An 18,837-nucleotide genomic window follows, 5' to 3' on the forward strand; every position below is an offset into this window, starting at 1 on the left:
ACCCAATAATCATTACTCCTCTGAATCCTCAACTACGATAACAGTTCATCTCCTGTGATAAAAAAACCTCTTTTGTTAAACAATAGAGGAAATGATTACTAACAGCAGGTGGTGATTGCATGAATCACTTCAAGACTAAGAAATCAAATCGAATAGAATTGCTGCCTGGAGACCTCGATCAAAAGATTACTCAGATTGAACAGTACTTCTCACATACAGAAGATCTCAACATTCAAAAACTTGTCTGTTCCGATCAAGCGTGTGCGTTATTTTACATAGATGCCCTTGTTAATATAGAGCTCATTCAATCCACCGTCATAAAGCCGATGTTGGCTTCGTGTGAAAAAGGGATCGAACAGAGCTTGACCTCGGTCGAAGTGAGAAAATCTTCTGATCTTGTTCTAGTCGGTCAATGTTTACTTGAAGGTTACTGCATTATTGTTACGGAGACGGATTCTGACGCTATCATGCTGCCAGCCGCTCAGACACATAGCCGGTCCATTCAAGAGCCTACAGGTGAACAAGTCATTAAGGGACCGCATGATGGCTTTGTCGAAAGTTTAAACACGAATCTTTATCTGCTCCGTCATCGAATGAAAAACCCAAAAATGAAAGTGAAATATTTCAAGCTTGGCCACGTTACGAATACGAAAGTAGCGATGGTCTATATGGACAATATAGCGAATTCCAAAATCGTCGCGGAATGTGAGAAAAGGCTATGTGCTATCGATCTGGATTATTTGTATACAGCTAGTAATCTCGATGAAATGCTTGAAGAACATCCATTATCTCCATTCCCACAAACGTTACAGACCGAGAGACCGGATCGGGCCGTTTCCTATCTAATGGAAGGGAAAATAATGATATTTGTTGATGGTAATCCAAGTGTTCTCATTCTTCCCATCACGTTTTTTTCGTTCTATCAATCATCGGATGATTATAACAGCCGTTGGATAACGGGGTCCTTTTTCCGGTTCATTCGATTGATTAGTTTTATTATGGCTATATGCTTACCTGCGATCTATATTGCAACTGTAACCTACCATTCTGAAGTGCTTCCAATTGGCATTCTGTATTCCGTGAAAGTTTCTTTAACCTATGTTCCATTACCGCCAATCCTTGAAGCATTCTTTATGCAGATTATTCTTGAACTGCTTAAGGAAGCTGCGATTAGGTTGCCTACATCTATATCGCAAACGATTGGTATTGTTGGTGGTTTGGTCATAGGTACGGCTGTCGTACAAGCCCAATTGGTGTCCAATACCATGATTGTTATCATCGGATTGACTGCAATTGCCTCATTTGTGACTCCAATTAATGAATTTGGAACTAGCCTAAGGATATTAGGGTTTCCAATGATGATTGCTGCGGCGTTGTTTGGCTTCTTCGGAATAGCCATTATGCTGATGCTGGTTTTCATTCACTTATGCAAGATTGAGATTCTCGGAGTTCCGTATTTTGCGCCATTTGGACCCTTTCAGGGAAAGGAGAATATGAAGGATATTTTCCTCAGACTTCCTATATGGGCGGTCAATAAGACCCCATGGAAAAGTTCATTGAAGCAAACTGTATTCGGGAGGTGGAAGCGGCAGTGAATTTGACGATAAGCAAACCTCAATTCTTTTTTCTGATCATCAAAACACAGATTGGAATAGGCTTATTATCTTTGCCTTCCGAAACGGAGCGAATAGCGAAAGGAGATTCCTGGATTTCGGTTATTTGGGCTGGGGTCATGATTCAGCTTTTGCTAATTGTCTATTGGCAGCTGCTTAAAAAATTCCCTAATCATACCTTAAGTGAGATTATAGTGCGAATGCTTGGACCATATGTAGGCAAAGCGATAAACGTGATTTATTTAGCATTTTTCATACTCATAGCTTCTTATGCAAGTATGCTGTATGTGCGTTTATTGAATACTTGGATGCTGAGAATCACACCGGTGTGGGTGCTGCTTCTGCTCATTATCGGCACTTGTTTATATTTGGCTATTGATAATTTGCGCGTTATCGCAAGATTTTTTGTATTATCCTCCGTATTGATCGGGGTATTGCTATTGATCAGTATTTTGAACTTTTCCAATGAGGTACATTTCACTAATATCTTGCCGATAGGCCAAGCTGGTGCTACGCAAATTTTCACAGGGAGTGAGAAGACGTTCTTTGCTATGCTTGGTTTTGAGGTGACTCTTTATTTCTTCGCTCAAGTGGAAGGTAATCATAAAGGGATGTTTCGCATAATGACCTTAGCCAATTGCTTTATTACCTTGTTTTATGCCTATTTTGTCTTCATTTGCTTAATCGGATTAAGCCCTAAGGTTTTGGAAATGGTGAGTGAACCCGTATTGTATATCTTAAAAGGTTTATCTTATCAACTGTTTGACCGCATTGATCTGATCTTCTTGACGATTTGGATTATACCGATGTCGGTCACCATCGTTTCTTATTTGTGCATGGCCGGAAAAAGCTTAAGCCATAAACAAAGTTCATATCGAAAACTGGTATGGATCAGCGGAGGTTTAGTTTTTCTGGCAGGCTGGTATTTATCAACGCTAGAAAATGTGGATCTCTATAGTAAATGGTTAGAGTATGGCTACCTGATCATGATTGCAGCTGTGCCCGTATTGTTGTGGTTGGGATCATTTCTAATGACAAACATGAAGAAGGTTGGGTCAACATGAGAAGAGGACTTAGCCTCACTGTCTGCATAGGTTTTTTGTTAACGAATCTCACTGGCTGTTGGGACGTTCAATATTTAACCAACAAAAAGATGATCAACGGAATTAGTATTGATACCACAAAAGATAACGAAATAATGGGGACAGTGAGAGCGGTCATATTAGAGAATAAAGGAGGAGGACAATTTGATGTGAAGGATAATGTGGTGCAAGCAGTAGGGGATTCTGTGTACAATGTTGGCTTAAAAATAGACAGTATGCTCCCTGGCACTGCTGAAGCAAGTAAAACTCATATTGTTATCATCGGGGAAGAGTTGGCCAAAAAGGGGATACTGTCTCCTTTAGAGTTCTTCTACCGTGATCCGAAAGGATATCTAAAATCAAATATTATAATTAGTAAGGGCACAGCAGCAGATATTCTAACCTTCAAGAAGATTGAGAATACGCCTATTGCGTTTGGTATTAAGCAAATTTTGGATGGATCAAGACTCCTTACTGTTGTTCCAGAACAATCGCTGTATTCCTTATGGAGTCGAATCACGGATCCTGGTGAAGATGCAATTGTACCGATGATTCATAAAGTAGGGGACAAGGCGTTAATGGTTAACAACATCGCCTTATTCAACGGTGATCGATATTCAGGTATTTCTCTATCCACGGAATACAGTAAGATTTTATTACTACTAAAAGCAAAACTGGTTAGACATGCCTTCTTGGATGTTCAAACTAAAGAGGGTGTAGTTACATTTGAAGTGCGGAAATTAAAGAGATCTGTAACCGTATCTGTTGATGAAAAAACATCAGAAATCGCTTGCTCCATTAAGGTCCACCTGTATGGTGCTATTGCCAGCTACCCGGATGGGCTAAGCAGTGAAGTAGATAAAGACAAGATGAATAAGGAGATAGCTGAACAGGTCAACAAGGAAGCAGCATCCGTAGTAGATTTACTACTTCAAGCTAATTGTGATGCGCTTGGCATTGGCAGAAATCTGAGAGCGCACCATCCAAAGCTGTGGAAGAACATCACCTGGAAGAGCGAGTATAAAGATGTCAAGATACGTCCGGAGTTTCAAATCCATGTTACCAATACAGGGATTATTAGTTGAACAGGTTCAAATAAATGCTCATATTTACATGAGGGAACATATGTTCTATTATGGATGAGGATGATTTAATTAGGAGGTTATCGAATGATTAGCTTGAGTGATGAAACGCTTCTTCAGTACAAAGAATTTACAAGCTGGACAGATATCTTACATGATGTACAGATAAGCTTATGGCTGCAACCCATTGCTAAAGGGAAAGCAACCATAGGAGAGATCATTTCTCATCTTAAAGGTTGGGACAGTTATCTCATAACAACAGTCATCCCAGCTATTAAAAGGGGAGAGGCTGTGTTTTTCCCAGACTTTGATTCATTTAATGAAATCGCATATGAATATGCAAGGTCGGGAATTTCAAAGGATAATCTGCTTAATGAATTTCGGCAAACCCGTCATCAGCTAGTTGAGATCTTGCTGGCTGAGACGGATATTACTACTAAGTACATTACCGTAAACGGAATGAGCAATTCCCCTAGCGCAGATACTCCATATTCGCTTCTGTATATCATCCACGAATTTATCGAACACGACAATCATCATAAAGGTCAGATATTAGCGTTGCTCAATCAAGTGTGATTTTTTTCTGGACAACAAATGCGCAACTATTTCTCTCTTTTTCCGTCTATTAGTTGTAAGAAATAGGGAAGCAATAGGGCGAATGAAAAAAGTATATATGATCTCGCTCGTAGCACTCATAGGAGTAATCTTAGTAGGAGGAATACTTTCATGTTGGTGCCATTACTCTTATTTCTGACAGGAATATCATTATGTTTTATCATTGCTTATATGCTGATTAGATTGGTTCCAAAGGTCAATAAGATTACAGCATGTATTTCAGCTATTATTCTAACGGGCTTTTTCACTTATGAATGGGTAAATAACTTAACAAATAATCATTTCACAGCTATGCCCTAATAAATAGTTAAATGACACAAACAAGCAGCTGATCGCAACGGATCAACTGCTTGTTTTTAATTTAAGCATTATTGCTATTAGCAAAATATTCACGAGTTTCTTTGCGAGATTGAGGGGTTAACACTCGATCAAGCTCCTCATTCAACCATGTAAGTGACTTGTTACGCAGTACATTGCGCATACTATCCTCAGCTTCGAGCATTGCTTGGTTTATCACACAGGGAGAAGCTAGAGAGTATGCTGCATACTCCTCATCACGGCATAAATAGCTGTTATTTTTAATGTTTTTACATAGGAAAATGGGTTTAGCACCTTCAACAGCTTCAACTACATCCCAAAAAGAAATATCCTCAGGTGACTTGGCTAATTTATAGCCTCCTTTAACACCAGGGACAGAAATGACAATACCTGCTTTTGTTAATTTACTAAAAATCTTCGAAAGATAAGTCTCCGAAACACCCTGAAAAGCGGAGAGTTCTTTAATCCCAATCGTAGCATCAGGAGGAATATCAATCAAATATACCAAGCAATGCAGTCCATATTCAACGCCAATACTATACTGCATGCAACACCTGCTTTCTAAATACAAAAGTTGTTATCAATCATCTTAGGTGGATTTAAACCCCTTGTCAAATAAGGGGATTTGGGTAAATTCAGCTAAATGATCCATGATTTTTGGTTGACAGCTTTCATTCAAAGGGCTATATTGTAGACAAGTTTAATCGACGATTAAGATTATCCATGTTTAGTGTTTAGATAAGATTAAATTTATAGTACACGGAGGAGATTACAATGAAGGTAAGATTAAATCATTTGAGTGTAAGCCCAGGTGCAATGCAAGTGATGCTGAAGCTGGAAGGTTTCATTAAGACAACGGGGTTAGACGAGAAGTTGTATGAACTAATCAAGATAAGAGCCTCCCAAATTAACGGATGTGCTTTTTGTCTGGACATGCATACACGCGATTCGCGGAAAATGGGGGAGAAAGAGCAGCGAATTTATTTGCTAAGCGCATGGCGTGAAGCTCCTTTTTATACGGATAAAGAAAGAGTTGTGCTTGAGCTTACAGAAGCCGTAACACGGATCTCGGAACAAGGTGTGCCGCAAGATTTGTACGAAAGAGTTCGGGCACATGTAGATGAGGCAGAGTATGTAGCAATCATCATGGCCATCAATACGATTAATGCGTGGAATCGAATCGCCATCTCCACGGGGATGTTCCCTGCAGAAGAGAAAAATGAGCTATAAAATCCTATTATTCGATGTAGATGATACGTTGTTGGATTTTGCTGCTAATGAAACCGATTCATTAACGAAATTGTTTCAGCAGCACGGATATACGTTCACTGATGAACTATTTCAAGTATATAATGCCGTCAACAAACAACTTTGGGCTGATTATGAGAATGGGAAAATTGGGTTAGATGTTGTGCTAAACTCAAGATTTTCAGATACAATGTTGAGGTTAGGAAAAGTAGTGGATGGCACGGAATGGGAAAATCAATATCGTGAACTATTGGGTAATGGAAGTCAGCTGATGGAAGGCGCTTTGGAACTCTGTCAAAGCTTATCTGCCACCCATAGACTGTTTGTTGTCACGAATGGTATAACCCAAACTCAGATAAAGCGTTTGAAGCAGTCAGGCTTATATGATTTTTTTGAAGATATTTTTGATTCGCAAAGCATTGGATTTCAAAAGCCTTCAACCAAATTTTTCGATTACGTGATGAATCACATTACTGACTTCAATAAACAGGAAGCCCTTATTATCGGAGATTCATTAAATACCGACATTAAGGGCGGTATCCTCTCTGGCATTGATACCTGTTGGATTAACCATTCCCGTCATAACTCTACAGATATTCGCAGTACCTATACGATCACAACCTTAGGGGAAATATATGACCTCTTGGCATCTGTGAAATGATACATCGAACAGAACCGCGCTGCTGCGCGGTTTTTTGTTTATAAGATCAAATCAGCTTTGACGCAAAATGCCATCTCAAATACACACGAAGGACACAAGAACCTCCTATACTTCGACTTGTAGAACAAATGGAGGTGCAGTCACATGATAAAAAAGCCGTATTTCGGGTAAAGATGAAATAGAATAACGTTAAATCAATTCCGGTCTCGGATTTAATGGGTTCAAATCCGGACAAAGGCGGAGAGTACAATATGAAGCGAAGCATTTTATTGGTTGAAGATGATAGCTTAATGAGGGAATTTATAACGGATTATTTCAAAAAAGAGCAATGGGATGTACATGAGGCGGAGAACGGCAGAGTTGCTCTCGACTTGTTCGAACAGCTTTCCGTCGATTTGGTTGTCCTAGATATCATGATGCCGGAAATGGACGGATGGTCGGTGTGCAGACGTATTAGAGAAAAATCCGACGTTCCGATCATCATGATTACAGCAAGGTCTGAAGATGAGGATCAATTGATGGGCTTCGAGCTTGGTGCAGATGAATACGTGACGAAGCCGCTAAGTCCGAGGGTGCTTGTTGCCCGTGCAACCGCCTTAATGAAGAGGACGGAGGGAACTGTCGGGCGGGAAGCTGAAACGCTTCTTTACGGCGAGTTGTCAGTGAATCGAGAGGCACATACGGTGACGGTGGCAGGTCAGCTGGTCAATCTGTCGCCGAAGGAGTACGACCTGCTTCTATTCCTGATCAAGCATTACGGCAAGGTGTTAGCACGTGAATATATATTGAACGCGGTTTGGGGATACGATTACTTGGGAGACGAACGAACGGTCGATACTCATATCAAAAAATTAAGAGCTAAGCTCGGAGACGCCGGCAGGCTGATTGCTACCGTCATCCGTTCGGGCTACAAGTTCGAATCCGAAGCATGAGAAGACATGGTGTCGTACTCAAGCTGTTCGTCGTCACGTCCGTTCTGATTTTATTCATTTTTTCTCTGGTCATGCTGGCAGAAGGACTGTTCTTTGACCGGTTCTACCGAATGTCACGAATTGATTCACTCGAGTCAGCTATGAGCAAGTTCACGGAGCAATATAAGGAAGTTGAAACAAATGAACACGAGCTCTCAAAGCTGCTTGGGTCGTTCATGAATCGGAATGATACCAGCACCGCCGTGTTAAACAAAAGCTTCGTTCGCGCTAACATTAATCCTTACTATGTGAAGATGCAGACGAATGAAGGGATTGTTATTGCACCCATCCCGACAGACGGAACAACAATCAACACAATCCCGAGAGGGATAGCAGTAGGCGATAAACTGATCGTTGACGGCATATTCATGGACGAAAAGGACACTGTCCTGCACCCGATTGCTTTTTGGTCGGACGACACCGCTCCCCTTGAAGACGGCTTGATACGTTTGAATGGAACGGTGACCGATTACATGCTGCCGGAGCAGCGATCTTTCAACCCTCTTTATCAGGATGCGCTTGTAGACGAAGCACTCCAGGAATGGATAGCTAAGGCAGAATCGCATCTGTCCCGCTTGCGGGAGGGAGTGACCGTACAGAGCGAATGGAAGGATCCATGGAGCGGCGTTGAATACGCTGTATTGGTCAGATCTCTTGATCGAGGAGCAGAAGATGGACATTATATGTTCGTTATGGCTTCGCTCCAACCCGTTGGAGAAGCGGTAGACATTTTGAAAAAGTATGTCATTTATTTGGCACCGGTAATCCTGGCGCTCATTCTCGCTCTGTCGCTGGTTTATTCTAGAATTGTCTCACGACCACTAGTGACGCTCAGCCGCTCAGCCGCACGACTTGCAAAGCTGGATTTCACCGAGCAGCCTGAGATTCGCTCGAAGGATGAATTCGGCGAGTTGTCCCGAAGCATGATCTTATTATCACGAAACCTGGATTCAGCGCTGAAGGAACTCCAGCTTGCAAATGAGCAGCTTCAGGAGGATGTACGGGAGAAACAGCGGTCCGAACAGCTTCGCAAAGAGCTTGTCGCGAACATTTCTCATGAGCTGAAAACACCACTTGGTATTGTGAAGGGATTTGCAGAAGGGCTCCAAGACGGGGTGGCAGGCGATAAGAAAGAACGTTACCTGGCCTTAATTGTCAATGAGACGGACCGGATGAACGCCCTCATCATGGATATGCTGGAGCTGTCCAAATTCGAGGTGAAGGCAGTCTATCTGCAAATAGTCAGCTTCTCCCTTACAGATCTGATACGGGAAGTTGCCGACTCGTTCACGCAGCAGCTTGAGCACAAACGTCTGCGGATGAGGATACAGCAGAACAGAGAACAAGAGCTATTCGTAGAGGCAGATCGCAGGCGAATTGAGCAGGTTGTACTCAATTTGCTGAGTAACGCTATTCGGCACGCAGAGGAAGACAGTATCATTACAGTAGATATACAACGCTCAGTAGACGGTACAATCACGACCGTAGTTGAGAACGCCGGGCCTCCCATTGCGGAGGAAGATCTGAATCGATTATGGGATCAGTTCTACCGGGCAGAGCGCTCAAGGGACCGTAAATCTGGTGGTACTGGATTAGGGCTTGCGATTGTTAAACATATTTTAGAGCTCCACGGAAGTGAATATGATGTGACGAATACAGAAAAAGGCGTCGCGTTTTCATTCACCTTACAAGAAAACAAAGGAGAGTTTGTATAATGAAAAAAACAATAAGTTATCTGGTTTCCGCTTTAATTATTCTGGCTGTCATCAGCGCATGCGGTAATAAAGGGGATGTGGGGGCCCCGAACAATACGGAAGCACCTGCGACGAATCAGGCAAGCAATAACACTGGAAATGCACAGGAATCGGACGCTCCAACCGATCAGCCAGCCTCCGAACAACCTACTACAACTCCGGACGCTACAGCATCAGATGATGCAGCGGCAGATAGCTCAGAAGAGATTCTCATCATTATTGACCAAACGGAAAAACCAATCGAGGGGAACAGCTTCGACTTTGTCGTTAATAAAATCCCGGAAGGCTACATGTTATCTAAAATGTATTGGAAATCCGAGAAAAACAATATCGTCAACACCACGCAGGAAGCGATCGAGCATGGCGGTAGTGGTGGAAATGGGTTTTACATCAGCGGTGACGGTCAGTTTATGGGCTTCTTCTATCCCGATGAAATGAAAGGCGAGAAAGGTGAGGTCGGGTTCACATTCGTTAATGACCAAGGTAAAGAGCTCACTTGGAAGAAAAACATCACTTTGAAATAAGATAGCAACTGTTTCACACTAGAAAGCCGCGAATTAGTCTTCGCGGCTTTAATCCGTATTCAATCGAATCACGAAGAAATCAGAATACATAAATACTTTACTGATCGTTCTTAAACGTCTATGATGGAGGAAAGGGAGGTATGAGATATGGCTAGACCAAGAACATTTGATCAAGATGCTGTCCTGCAGAAAGCAATGGAGCTGTTCTGGCAGAAAGGGTTTGAACGTACCTCGATACAAGATTTGGTCGAACATACCGGAGTTCACAGAGGCAGCTTGTACGATACGTTTGGTGATAAGAATCAACTGTTTCTGAATTGCTTGGATAGGTTCCGGGATACAACCAAGACCCGTGCACATACAATACTTGAAGAGGATGGACCTGCTAAAGAGGTATTATGGCGCTATTTTGAGAGATTAATCGATATCGCGATGAGCGATGACAACGGACGGCGAGGCTGTCTAATTGCGAACACGGCTATGGAGATGGGGAAAGTCGATCCCGTTGTTTCATTTCGTATTGAGGCGTATACCTTGGAAATGGAATTGAACTTTCAAAAATTTCTGATGCGTGCTAAGCAGCATGGCGAATTGAAAACAAAGCACACCGTGCAAGAGGCAGCCAGATTTCTCTTAAATACAAGAAACGGGCTTTATGTGCTTGCGAAAATCGCTACGGATCGTAAAGTGTTGGAGGATGTTGCTAAGGTAGCGCATTCAGCCCTTGTCTAATTCGCAAAAATGATAGTTGACTAATCGTTCTTAAATTCATATAGTAAGACATGTGGAAATCATGTCTGTCTGTTATTTTAAGAATGAACATTCTTTAAAAAAACTCGTTTATTGACTGTCCTTGACATATGTTGTCGGTAAGCCAATGACAATTTTTTTTGGATATTAAAGAATGATTATTCTTAAATATTATTTTTAGCACTGATCAAAATAAACACAACGGAGAGAGGGCATTTTATGAAAACTATATCTTCGAAGACATCCTTCTGGATTGTCGCATGGGTACTAACCATTAGCTTGTGGTCCAGTACAGCGCCGTCAATTGAGTTTCCTATCTACGCCTTACAGTGGCATCTTTCTAAAGCTGTAACGACAGGCGTATTCTCGATTTACCCAATCGTCCTTATCTTAGTCCTGTTCTTATTAGGGAATATTTCAGAATACATTGGACGCAGGAATACCTTAATCACCGGACTCACTTTTTTACTAATTGGGGCAGTGGTCTTCGCAACCGCTCAAAATGTAGCTTGGCTGTTTGCCGGCCGAGTATTTCAAGGCTTTGGTGTCGGGCTAACAGTTGGATCAGGAGCAGCTGCGCTTGTGGAGTACAATCCTTCGCCCAACAAAAAACTGCCGGGATCCATTAACACCATAACGCAGGCAGTCGGTCTGTTTCTTGCAACAATTGTTGGAGCGGCACTCATTAAATATGCTCCTTCGCCGCTGTATTTCAGCTATTGGGTATTAGCTGTTCTTGTACTTGTCAGCATCATTCTTTGCTTATTCCTTCCTAAGGGAGCAACTACGCAATCTGTAATAAAACCTGCCTTTAAAATGCAAGGTGTTAAAGTACCGAAAGGGCTTTGGGGAGTTTACCTTTTGGCTGCCTTGGCAATCGGCACTGGCTTTGCAAATGGGGCAGTGTTGTTATCGTTAGGAGCACAAATTGCTCGTGATGTCATTGGTACACAGGACATTCTTGTTATCGGAACGGTATTGTCCATTTCCTATTTGCTAGCATCGGTTAGTGCAACCATTGCAGGACGATTAAAACCTGTAACTTCGATTCGTATAGGGATGGCATCGATTGCCGTTGCAATGGTTCTGCTTATTTCTGCGGCGGAATCCCATTCATTCGTGTTATTTATGAGTTCATCTATTCTTGGCGGACTTGCATACGGATTCTCAGCCTCTGGAGCAATTGGGCTTGCCGTAATCAATTCACCTGTTCAGAATCGCGTTCAGTTTTTGTCAGCCGTATTAGTCGCCGCCTATTTCTTCCAAGGTTCAAGTGCTTATGGTGGGGGAGTTGCATCGAACGCACTTGGCTTTAGCTCCGCGATCTGGTTAATGGCTGTGATCATTGGCATACTTTCCATTCTTACGCTGTTGTTTACCTTAAGAAAAGGTAAAGAGGCGCAGCCAAGCATATTGATCAATCGTTTTGAATCCCCTACAATGTGGAAGAATAATCAGGAGTAAGCATATGGAAGGGTCGATCAAATGGAGTTAAGACAATTAGAGTGCTTTATAGCAACATGCGAAGAGTTACATTTTACAAGAGCCTCTGTCAAGCTGGGCATTACCCAGCCTTCCTTAAGCCATCAAATCAAAACGCTTGAAGATGAGCTTGGCGTCCAGTTATTTGACCGTATCGGGAAAAAAATCGCAATTACCGAAGCCGGTAAGATTTTGTATAACCAAAGTAAACTTGCATTGAGCAATTTATCAAACGCCAAAGAGCAAATTGAAGAACTCATGCAGATTGAGCGAGGAACCTTGTCGATTGGTGCCCTCCCAGGGGAGCTCAGTCAATTAGTCTCCTCTATACTTCTCGATTTTCACAACAAATATCCTAAGGTACGGATTAAGGTCTTTGGGGTTGAAGATATCGTAACGCGAATTTTACAAAACGAATTGGATCTGGCTATAACGATTTTGCCAGTTGGGGATGACCGAATTGATTCCATTCCCCTCTATCAGGAAAGATTTTATTTTGTTGCAACAAAGGAGCATGCTTATGCAAGCCGAAAGGCTATTGATTTTAACGAGATCCTGCATGTACCGATCGTCATGTTCCCTGAAACCCATCGCTGCCGCCAATTAATTGATATGACTTGCTCGAGCGCCGGTTTGAAACTTGATCCTTTAATCGAAACGTCATCGATTGATTCGTTGTTCGAGCTTGTTCGTTCAGGTGGCGGGGGCACTGTATTATCGAAAACCCTTATTGAAATGTATCATTTCGATGATTTGGTTCATATTCCGATACAGGGACCTGCCCTGTGCAGACAAGTGGGGATTGTATATCTACGTGACAAATATATGGGGAAGGCTTCGCAAGGTTTTATCCAGGCTCTCAGGGCTCATGTAAAGGAGCTCAAGCAAGATAACCAACTGAAGCAATGTGACCATGAAGAGCAATAAATATACTGTGCATCCCATCTATCATTACGATAGAAACACCGATATTGATCTATCATTCTAAGTTTAATAGAATGAGGCCATACGGTGCAGAAAGGGTGGGATGACATGAATCAAACTAGACTCCAATTTGATGCTGACTTTGATAATGCCTTATTCTTCGGCCAATATGTAATGGTTGTAACCGATGAAAAATACACCTGCGGGGGATTATTGGAAGGTTACGACGACAACTGCGTTTGGATCAGAGGGAAGAAGCATTCACGCCTTAAATCATCATTCATTCAGATGCCTCCGCTTGATATCGATATAAGCTGGTAAACAAAAGGGTGTAAGATATTAAAGTACCATAACAAGACCATGAGACAGCTTTCCTCATGGTCTTTTCCTTTTTTTCAAACGAGCAACCGTTTAGTCTGATGCTCCTCACCAGTCGTATAATATTGGGCAAAAATTGGGAAAATACGACCATCAAGCTGGAGGGGGCATTTCAAGTGAAACGGTTTAGGAAATGGATACGTGTAGAACCTGGAAATGCTTCTATACCAGAAGAACTTCATGCAGAGAATGAGGAGAATGCTGAGTTAACCTTAGATCTGAATCAAAACGAGATGACTTTCCGAGACATTTTCGAAAACTGTTCCGATATCAACTTTCGTAAAATCTGTCTTGATGGACAAGAGAAGCAGCTTGTCATCTATCTTGCCACTCTCGTTAACGAAGAGTTAATCGACGATCATATTCTGCGTCCGATCCTGGACAATGCGATCATCTCAGCAGGCTCGACTAAGCAATCATCCAACGTCAATGAAATCGTTCGTCAGCTGTTAGATGGCCATGCTGCCATTCTAACGGGCACGGATAACAAGGCAGTTCTGGTTAAGGCAAACGGAGTCAAACAACGCAGCCTTGAAGAGCCTTCCTCAGAGCCTGTCATTCGTGGCCCTAGGGATGGGTTTATCGAAAATATCTCTACGAATATAGGCTTGCTTCGCGCAAGACTCAAAACACCACGTCTTAAGATGGAAGCCGTTACGATTGGCTCGTTGTCACAAACACAAGTGGTGCTGTCTTATATAACAGGTGTTGCTACTGAAACTCTAATTGATGAGGTCCGTGAAAGAGTAAAACGGATTCGAATTGATGCAATCCTAGATTCCGGTTATATCGAAGAATTCATTGAGGATCTGCCTTATTCTCCTTTTCCACAAGTGCATAGTTCGGAACGGCCAGATGTCGTTACCGCCGAGCTCTTAGAAGGGAAAATTGCCATTCTTGTTGATAATAGTCCATTTGTTTTAATGGTCCCCATGACGTTTTGGACCGGACTTCAAGCGAGCGAAGATTATTATGTTCGCTGGCCTATCGCAACTTTCGTGCGCTGGATTCGATTCTTATTCATCTTTATCGCTATCTTCGCTCCTTCCTTATACGTAGCGGTTACAACCTTCCATCAGGAAATGATTCCGACAAATCTGGTGCTGAGTATTGCTTCTTCTAGGGAAGCAGTTCCTTTCCCGGCTATGTTCGAAGCATTGTCTATGGAAATCGTCTTTGAAGCGCTGAGGGAGGCGGGAATTCGACTGCCGAAACAAATCGGGCAAGCGATCAGTATAGTAGGGGCATTAGTCATAGGGCAGGCTGCCGTGCAGGCTGGAATCATATCCGCACCGGTGGTTATTATCGTATCGATAACCGGAATTGCCACGTTTGCGATTCCACGCTATAACTTTGCGAGCGGAATTCGGCTGCTTCGCTTTCCGATCCTGTTTTTGGCGGGAACACTTGGTCTTTATGGAATAGTTCTTGGATTTCTATGCATTGTGCTACACGTTGCCTCATTGCGATCATTTGGGGTCCCGTATTTAGCACCGCTTGGCCCCATCACGGTTACAAGTCTTAAGGATATCCTTATTCGCGTACCTATCTGGGCAAGAGGACCACGACCTCTGGCAACAGGGAATTCTGATTCGGTTCGGGAACAGGCAGGGCAGAAACCAAGTCCATTCCGGGAGGGAAGAGAAGGGAACTAACATGAAACCATTCCTGCGGATCTGCTTGATCCTTTCAATCTTCATGACCAGCGGTTGTTGGGACCGTACGGAAATAAACGATCTTGCATTTATTACAGGTACGGCGTTCGATTTAACGGATAATGGTAAATATCTGTTGTCCCTGCAATTTGCTATTCCTTCTTCTTCGCAGAATGGGGGATCGGGAGGACAGCAGCAAAAGTTTTTCGTATTATCGGCTACAGGGAAGAATGCAAACGAAGCATTTGAGAAAATTCAGAAGAAAAATTCCCGTAAACTGTTTACCGCCCACCGCAGCGTCATTTTGATTGGTGAATCGCTGGGGCGGCAAGGGATAAACGATTTGCTCGACGTATTCTCGCATGATCCACGTCAACGATTAAAAACATATATCATGCTTGTAAAAGGAGGAGAGGCAAGGAAAGTTCTGCAGACGCGATATCCATTTGATCAGCTACCAATGGAAGCCGTCAAAGAAATGGAATCACAACAAACCGAAATCGCTACTTCATTGCGAGATTTTTTCATGGCAGCATCGAGTCCAGGGATTTACCCGATAGTGGGGGTTATTGAAGCGGATTCGGAAGGAAGTAATCCAAGCAAAAATAATGTATTTAAATTGGGGGGATCGGCCGTATTTAAGGATTTAAAGTTAGTCGGTCTATTGGATGGTAATGAAACGGATGGACTGAATTGGGCAAGGGGTCATATGAAGGATGGAAGAATTAATGCCGAATTGGTGGACGGCAAAGGGAACGTCGGAATGGTTGTTACTCATGCTAACCGTATGATCAAGACAGATTTACAGGGAGATCGCATACAATTCAAGATCATTTTACATGGGAAAGGGACTCTAATCGAAAATAATACCGATTTGGATGTCAGTCTGCCGAAGAATCTTACTCTGGTTCAGGACGCCTTGGAGAAATCGGCAGAGAAACAAATTCATGTTGCAGTCAATAAACTTCAAAAGCAATTCAAAGCTGATGCTATCGGTTTAGGTCGTGAACTATACAGAGATAAGCCAAATGATTGGAAATTGATACGAAATGAGTGGGACCAGAACTTTGCCGAAGCAGACGTTACCGTTGATGTGACGCTGACAATCGGGGGCTTTGGGATGGTGGGTCCACCTTTACAGCTAAATGAAGAGGGGATTAAGAAATGATTGCTTACATATTGGGCTATGTACTCTTTGTGGTCGTTTGGTCCATCTTTCGAATACGATTCATGCTGAGTAAGCAAAAAAATAAAGAAGCGATGGTGAATGGCGGTATTTTAGGTATTTCCCTGTTAATCGGCTCCTTGTTGATAGCGCAGGTTAAACTGCCAAGCTTTGTTCATGTCCTACAAGTCCTTCTTGAGCCAGCGGGAAAGCAGTTGCTAATGCAATGAACGTTCGGGTTTTCTTCTTATCGAATCTATCACCAAAAGCAATAAGGGAATTAGAGTTTGGTTGATAAAAGCCAAGAGCGGGAATGTAAAGGCAAGATAATTAAGCAGTTCTGCACCATTTTTGAAGATCCAGAAAGATCCAATAAGGGATAGCAGGGTCAATGGAGGTACAAGATCCCGATAATTCCGAATTCCGAACAGCTGGCTTACGCACAAACTCAAAATAAACACGGACACCGAAACTTTCACGAAGCAGCCTATCACCCACGTTGATACGGCAATGGCCTCCAGTCTTTCGAAAGATCCCTCGATTCCGATATATTGGACAACGCTTAGAAAGGAATAGGTTAATTTCTCTGTCATCGGACCAAAAATCATAACGGTAAGCATGACAATGCTTACCGTTATAAGAGTGATGCCAACAAGTGCAATCATTGAAGCTTTGCGGGCTTTGCTAGGCTGATTCAAAAAGGGCAAAAGCCATCCCAATATAAAGAGCTGATTCATAAATCCGCCTGCTGGACTAACAGCCCCTTGTAATACCGGGATTATTCCTTCAGCTAGAATCGGCTTAATTTGATTTGCATTGGCTTCCATAATCGTCAGAATTAAAAGCGGAATAAAAAAAGCGAGCAGGAGTATCGTAAGAAACTCGTTGCTTCTGGCGATGACTTCGATACCTAAATAAGCAGCTATACCACATAAGACTAAGAAGGTGAGGCTAGTAACGAGGGTAGGACTTTTTGGAAGCAGAAGCGTATTAATAAACCCAGTATGCTGCATTGTAATTGTCGAAATTGAAATAAGCCAATAATAAATATAATTGACCGCGACTAATCTCCCGAACCATTTTCCAAGGATGGTCGAGCTATACTGGATAATCGTCTTTCCAGGATATCGATTCGCAAGCACAATCATCGTCCAAATGCTGATGAATCCCGTAAGAGAGGCTAGCAGGGCTGACATCCATGCATCTTGCTTAGCGAACGTGACCATTAAGGAAGGAGAAGTTAATAAGTTCGTGGAGATGATAAAAGTAAATATTAAAAAGCTCAATTGCTTTCCTGATATTTTTTCAATCGCTGCCTGCATCTTGAATTCTCCGTTTCCTAGCAAAGGTGTTCCAAGTATTGACGTCCCGCTATCTATTTATACGGTTCTCGGACCCTTATTCACTGTCCGTATGAAAAATTCCTATCATAGTTGTTATCTATCGTTTTGATAGAAATAATCATATTGATCAATCATTTTGATTTTCATACAATGGCAAAGAGGAGGAAGTCCTCCGCAACAAAGATAGGAGAGAGGTGTCCGTCCATGCAGCAAACTATGGCTATCATAGAGAAACAAAGAAGCCTCGGATCTGTACAATTTTTACCCGTTAATCTGTTTGCTTCAGTAATGGGTATCTCAGGTCTTTCATTGGCTTGGAGAGAAGCTAACAAGTTATTTGGCACTTCCACCGTTATTGCCGATATTAGCGGTATTGTTGCCATTGTTATGTTTATCGTATTAAGTGTCGGATATATTTTTAAATGGGCCTTATACCCAGAGAAAGTAAAAAATGAATTTATGCACCCGATTTCGGGTAACTTTTTTGGTTCAATTACGGTTGCCATGCTGCTGTTATCCTCAGTAGTTGGTCATTACAACGAAGTATTCGGACAGGTTATTTGGATCATCGGCACGGTATTAACATTAGTACTTAGTTATGTTTTTGTTGCACGTTTATTGAATGGAAATCATGAGCCCGGAAACATCGTTCCGGCTTTGCTGGTTCCGGTAGTAGGTACCCTTGATATTTCTGTTGCTGGCGGGACAATGCCTTTTCCTTGGGCTCACGAAATTAATTTGATGTCACTTGCAATAGGTGGAATTATAGCTTTAGTATTCTTCACCTTGATCCTATATCGATTGATTCATCAGGCACCACTGCCAGCCGGATTAGTACCTTCCATGATGATTATGATTGCACCGTTTGAAGTTGGTTTCCTTGGGCTTACAAACCTCCAGCAGCGAATTGATTCGTTCGGATCGATTTTGTTTTACTTCGGATTGTTCTTATTTATCGTTTTGTTCTTCAAAGTGTTTAAAAAGACCATCCCGTTTAGCGCTTCCTGGTGGGCTGTAAGCTTCCCGATGGCTGCGCTCAGCAATGCCGCATTGAAATACGCACTTTTCGTTGATTCCTGGCTGTTAATCGCTATTTCTGGACTCCTGTTGGCTTTGCTCAGTATCGTGTTGGTCATTCTTTTTGTTCGAACACTACAAAATTTATTTAATGGGAAGTTGCTGAGAGGCTGATGCTGCTTTCGGATTGTCTAAAGCTGGCCTTAACTAAATAGCCTTGTGAAGCAAGCTGATCAAGTGGAGATCCGACTTCTG

General features: G+C 42.4%; 19 protein-coding genes. 17 read left to right on the top strand and 2 right to left on the bottom strand.

Annotated features, from left to right (window positions below):
• The first annotated feature begins 119 nt into the window (after positions 1-119).
• The 4 genes from FHS17_RS04935 to FHS17_RS04950 all read left to right on the top strand — a co-directional run bounded on the left by FHS17_RS04935 (position 120) and on the right by FHS17_RS04950 (position 4,353).
• A complete protein-coding gene (locus FHS17_RS04935; protein ID WP_167275593.1) occupies positions 120-1,595 on the top strand; it encodes a spore germination protein in 1,476 nt (491 codons plus the stop codon).
• Positions 1,580-2,677, top strand: a complete 1,098-nt coding sequence (locus FHS17_RS04940) for a GerAB/ArcD/ProY family transporter (protein WP_167275597.1) — start codon at positions 1,580-1,582, stop codon at positions 2,675-2,677. Before FHS17_RS04935 ends, FHS17_RS04940 begins: the two co-directional genes overlap by 16 nt.
• Positions 2,674-3,780: a Ger(x)C family spore germination protein gene (locus FHS17_RS04945; protein WP_167275601.1), complete on the top strand. Its 1,107-nt coding sequence runs from the start codon at positions 2,674-2,676 to the stop codon at positions 3,778-3,780. The genes FHS17_RS04940 and FHS17_RS04945 overlap by 4 nt, the downstream gene beginning before the upstream one ends.
• An 84-nt stretch (positions 3,781-3,864) precedes the next feature.
• Positions 3,865-4,353, top strand: coding sequence for a DinB family protein (locus FHS17_RS04950; protein WP_167275605.1), 489 nt, complete (start codon positions 3,865-3,867; stop codon positions 4,351-4,353).
• Positions 4,354-4,753: 400 nt separating this feature from the next.
• Here FHS17_RS04950 and FHS17_RS04955 read toward each other — a convergent pair whose 3' ends face one another.
• On the bottom strand, positions 4,754-5,257 hold the full coding sequence (locus tag FHS17_RS04955) for an RrF2 family transcriptional regulator (protein ID WP_167275609.1): 504 nt from the start codon (positions 5,255-5,257) through the stop codon (positions 4,754-4,756).
• Positions 5,258-5,484: 227 nt separating this feature from the next.
• Between FHS17_RS04955 and FHS17_RS04960 the strand changes: the two genes are divergently transcribed.
• The 12 genes from FHS17_RS04960 to FHS17_RS05015 all read left to right on the top strand — a co-directional run bounded on the left by FHS17_RS04960 (position 5,485) and on the right by FHS17_RS05015 (position 16,452).
• Positions 5,485-5,940, top strand: a complete 456-nt coding sequence (locus tag FHS17_RS04960) for a carboxymuconolactone decarboxylase family protein (RefSeq protein ID WP_167275613.1) — start codon at positions 5,485-5,487, stop codon at positions 5,938-5,940.
• A complete protein-coding gene (locus tag FHS17_RS04965; protein WP_167275617.1) occupies positions 5,930-6,619 on the top strand; it encodes a YjjG family noncanonical pyrimidine nucleotidase in 690 nt (229 codons plus the stop codon). Before FHS17_RS04960 ends, FHS17_RS04965 begins: the two co-directional genes overlap by 11 nt.
• Positions 6,620-6,870: 251 nt before the next feature.
• Positions 6,871-7,551, top strand: a complete 681-nt coding sequence (locus FHS17_RS04970) for a response regulator transcription factor (protein WP_167275621.1) — start codon at positions 6,871-6,873, stop codon at positions 7,549-7,551.
• Positions 7,548-9,305: a sensor histidine kinase gene (locus FHS17_RS04975; RefSeq protein ID WP_167275625.1), complete on the top strand. Its 1,758-nt coding sequence runs from the start codon at positions 7,548-7,550 to the stop codon at positions 9,303-9,305. Before FHS17_RS04970 ends, FHS17_RS04975 begins: the two co-directional genes overlap by 4 nt.
• The gene (locus tag FHS17_RS04980) at positions 9,305-9,868 is read left to right on the top strand and encodes an LptM family lipoprotein (RefSeq protein ID WP_167275629.1); all 564 of its coding nucleotides are present in this window, start codon (positions 9,305-9,307) and stop codon (positions 9,866-9,868) included. Before FHS17_RS04975 ends, FHS17_RS04980 begins: the two co-directional genes overlap by 1 nt.
• Positions 9,869-10,015: 147 nt before the next feature.
• Positions 10,016-10,600, top strand: coding sequence for a TetR/AcrR family transcriptional regulator (locus FHS17_RS04985; RefSeq protein WP_167275633.1), 585 nt, complete (start codon positions 10,016-10,018; stop codon positions 10,598-10,600).
• A gap of 237 nt (positions 10,601-10,837) precedes the next feature.
• Positions 10,838-12,082, top strand: a complete 1,245-nt coding sequence (locus tag FHS17_RS04990; protein ID WP_167275637.1) for an MFS transporter — start codon at positions 10,838-10,840, stop codon at positions 12,080-12,082.
• A gap of 21 nt (positions 12,083-12,103) precedes the next feature.
• Positions 12,104-13,027 (top strand): LysR family transcriptional regulator, encoded by a 924-nt coding sequence (locus FHS17_RS04995; protein ID WP_167275639.1) that lies wholly within the window; start codon positions 12,104-12,106, stop codon positions 13,025-13,027.
• Between the two features lie 105 nt (positions 13,028-13,132).
• Positions 13,133-13,345 carry a hypothetical protein gene (locus FHS17_RS05000; RefSeq protein WP_167275642.1) on the top strand — a complete coding sequence of 71 codons (213 nt, stop codon included), beginning with the start codon at positions 13,133-13,135 and terminating at the stop codon, positions 13,343-13,345.
• A 173-nt stretch (positions 13,346-13,518) separates the two neighbouring features.
• A complete protein-coding gene (locus FHS17_RS05005; RefSeq protein ID WP_167275644.1) occupies positions 13,519-15,057 on the top strand; it encodes a spore germination protein in 1,539 nt (512 codons plus the stop codon).
• Position 15,058: 1 nt separating this feature from the next.
• Positions 15,059-16,225 (top strand): Ger(x)C family spore germination protein, encoded by a 1,167-nt coding sequence (locus tag FHS17_RS05010; RefSeq protein ID WP_167275648.1) that lies wholly within the window; start codon positions 15,059-15,061, stop codon positions 16,223-16,225.
• Positions 16,222-16,452 carry a hypothetical protein gene (locus FHS17_RS05015; protein WP_167275652.1) on the top strand — a complete coding sequence of 77 codons (231 nt, stop codon included), beginning with the start codon at positions 16,222-16,224 and terminating at the stop codon, positions 16,450-16,452. The genes FHS17_RS05010 and FHS17_RS05015 overlap by 4 nt, the downstream gene beginning before the upstream one ends.
• On the opposite strand, the gene FHS17_RS05020 is transcribed toward FHS17_RS05015, so the two are convergent.
• Positions 16,441-17,544, bottom strand: coding sequence for a GerAB/ArcD/ProY family transporter (locus tag FHS17_RS05020; protein WP_167275655.1), 1,104 nt, complete (start codon positions 17,542-17,544; stop codon positions 16,441-16,443). The genes FHS17_RS05015 and FHS17_RS05020 overlap by 12 nt on opposite strands.
• Before the next feature lie 225 nt (positions 17,545-17,769).
• Here FHS17_RS05020 and FHS17_RS05025 point away from each other — a divergent pair, with 225 nt between their 5' ends.
• Positions 17,770-18,756 carry an SLAC1 anion channel family protein gene (locus tag FHS17_RS05025; protein WP_167275660.1) on the top strand — a complete coding sequence of 329 codons (987 nt, stop codon included), beginning with the start codon at positions 17,770-17,772 and terminating at the stop codon, positions 18,754-18,756.
• The last annotated feature ends 81 nt before the right edge of the window (positions 18,757-18,837 follow it).

The sequence above is a fragment of the Paenibacillus lupini genome (genome assembly GCF_011761355.1).
GTDB classification, from domain to species: domain Bacteria; phylum Bacillota; class Bacilli; order Paenibacillales; family Paenibacillaceae; genus Pristimantibacillus; species Pristimantibacillus lupini.

What these genes read in the sequence shown, in the direction of transcription:
- FHS17_RS04980 (WP_167275629.1), top strand. Translation starts at nt 9,305, where the DNA reads ATGAAAAAAACAATAAGTTATCTGGTTTCCGCTTTAATTATTCTGGCT.
- FHS17_RS04960 (WP_167275613.1), top strand. Translation starts at nt 5,485, where the DNA reads ATGAAGGTAAGATTAAATCATTTGAGTGTAAGCCCAGGTGCAATGCAA.
- FHS17_RS04990 (WP_167275637.1), top strand. Translation starts at nt 10,838, where the DNA reads ATGAAAACTATATCTTCGAAGACATCCTTCTGGATTGTCGCATGGGTA.
- FHS17_RS05020 (WP_167275655.1), bottom strand. Translation starts at nt 17,544, where the DNA reads ATGCAGGCAGCGATTGAAAAAATATCAGGAAAGCAATTGAGCTTTTTA.
- FHS17_RS04970 (WP_167275621.1), top strand. Translation starts at nt 6,871, where the DNA reads ATGAAGCGAAGCATTTTATTGGTTGAAGATGATAGCTTAATGAGGGAA.
- FHS17_RS05025 (WP_167275660.1), top strand. Translation starts at nt 17,770, where the DNA reads ATGCAGCAAACTATGGCTATCATAGAGAAACAAAGAAGCCTCGGATCT.
- FHS17_RS04950 (WP_167275605.1), top strand. Translation starts at nt 3,865, where the DNA reads ATGATTAGCTTGAGTGATGAAACGCTTCTTCAGTACAAAGAATTTACA.
- FHS17_RS04975 (WP_167275625.1), top strand. Translation starts at nt 7,548, where the DNA reads ATGAGAAGACATGGTGTCGTACTCAAGCTGTTCGTCGTCACGTCCGTT.
- FHS17_RS04995 (WP_167275639.1), top strand. Translation starts at nt 12,104, where the DNA reads ATGGAGTTAAGACAATTAGAGTGCTTTATAGCAACATGCGAAGAGTTA.
- FHS17_RS05000 (WP_167275642.1), top strand. Translation starts at nt 13,133, where the DNA reads ATGAATCAAACTAGACTCCAATTTGATGCTGACTTTGATAATGCCTTA.
- FHS17_RS05010 (WP_167275648.1), top strand. Translation starts at nt 15,059, where the DNA reads ATGAAACCATTCCTGCGGATCTGCTTGATCCTTTCAATCTTCATGACC.
- FHS17_RS04935 (WP_167275593.1), top strand. Translation starts at nt 120, where the DNA reads ATGAATCACTTCAAGACTAAGAAATCAAATCGAATAGAATTGCTGCCT.
- FHS17_RS04945 (WP_167275601.1), top strand. Translation starts at nt 2,674, where the DNA reads ATGAGAAGAGGACTTAGCCTCACTGTCTGCATAGGTTTTTTGTTAACG.
- FHS17_RS04955 (WP_167275609.1), bottom strand. Translation starts at nt 5,257, where the DNA reads ATGCAGTATAGTATTGGCGTTGAATATGGACTGCATTGCTTGGTATAT.
- FHS17_RS05015 (WP_167275652.1), top strand. Translation starts at nt 16,222, where the DNA reads ATGATTGCTTACATATTGGGCTATGTACTCTTTGTGGTCGTTTGGTCC.
- FHS17_RS04965 (WP_167275617.1), top strand. Translation starts at nt 5,930, where the DNA reads ATGAGCTATAAAATCCTATTATTCGATGTAGATGATACGTTGTTGGAT.
- FHS17_RS04985 (WP_167275633.1), top strand. Translation starts at nt 10,016, where the DNA reads ATGGCTAGACCAAGAACATTTGATCAAGATGCTGTCCTGCAGAAAGCA.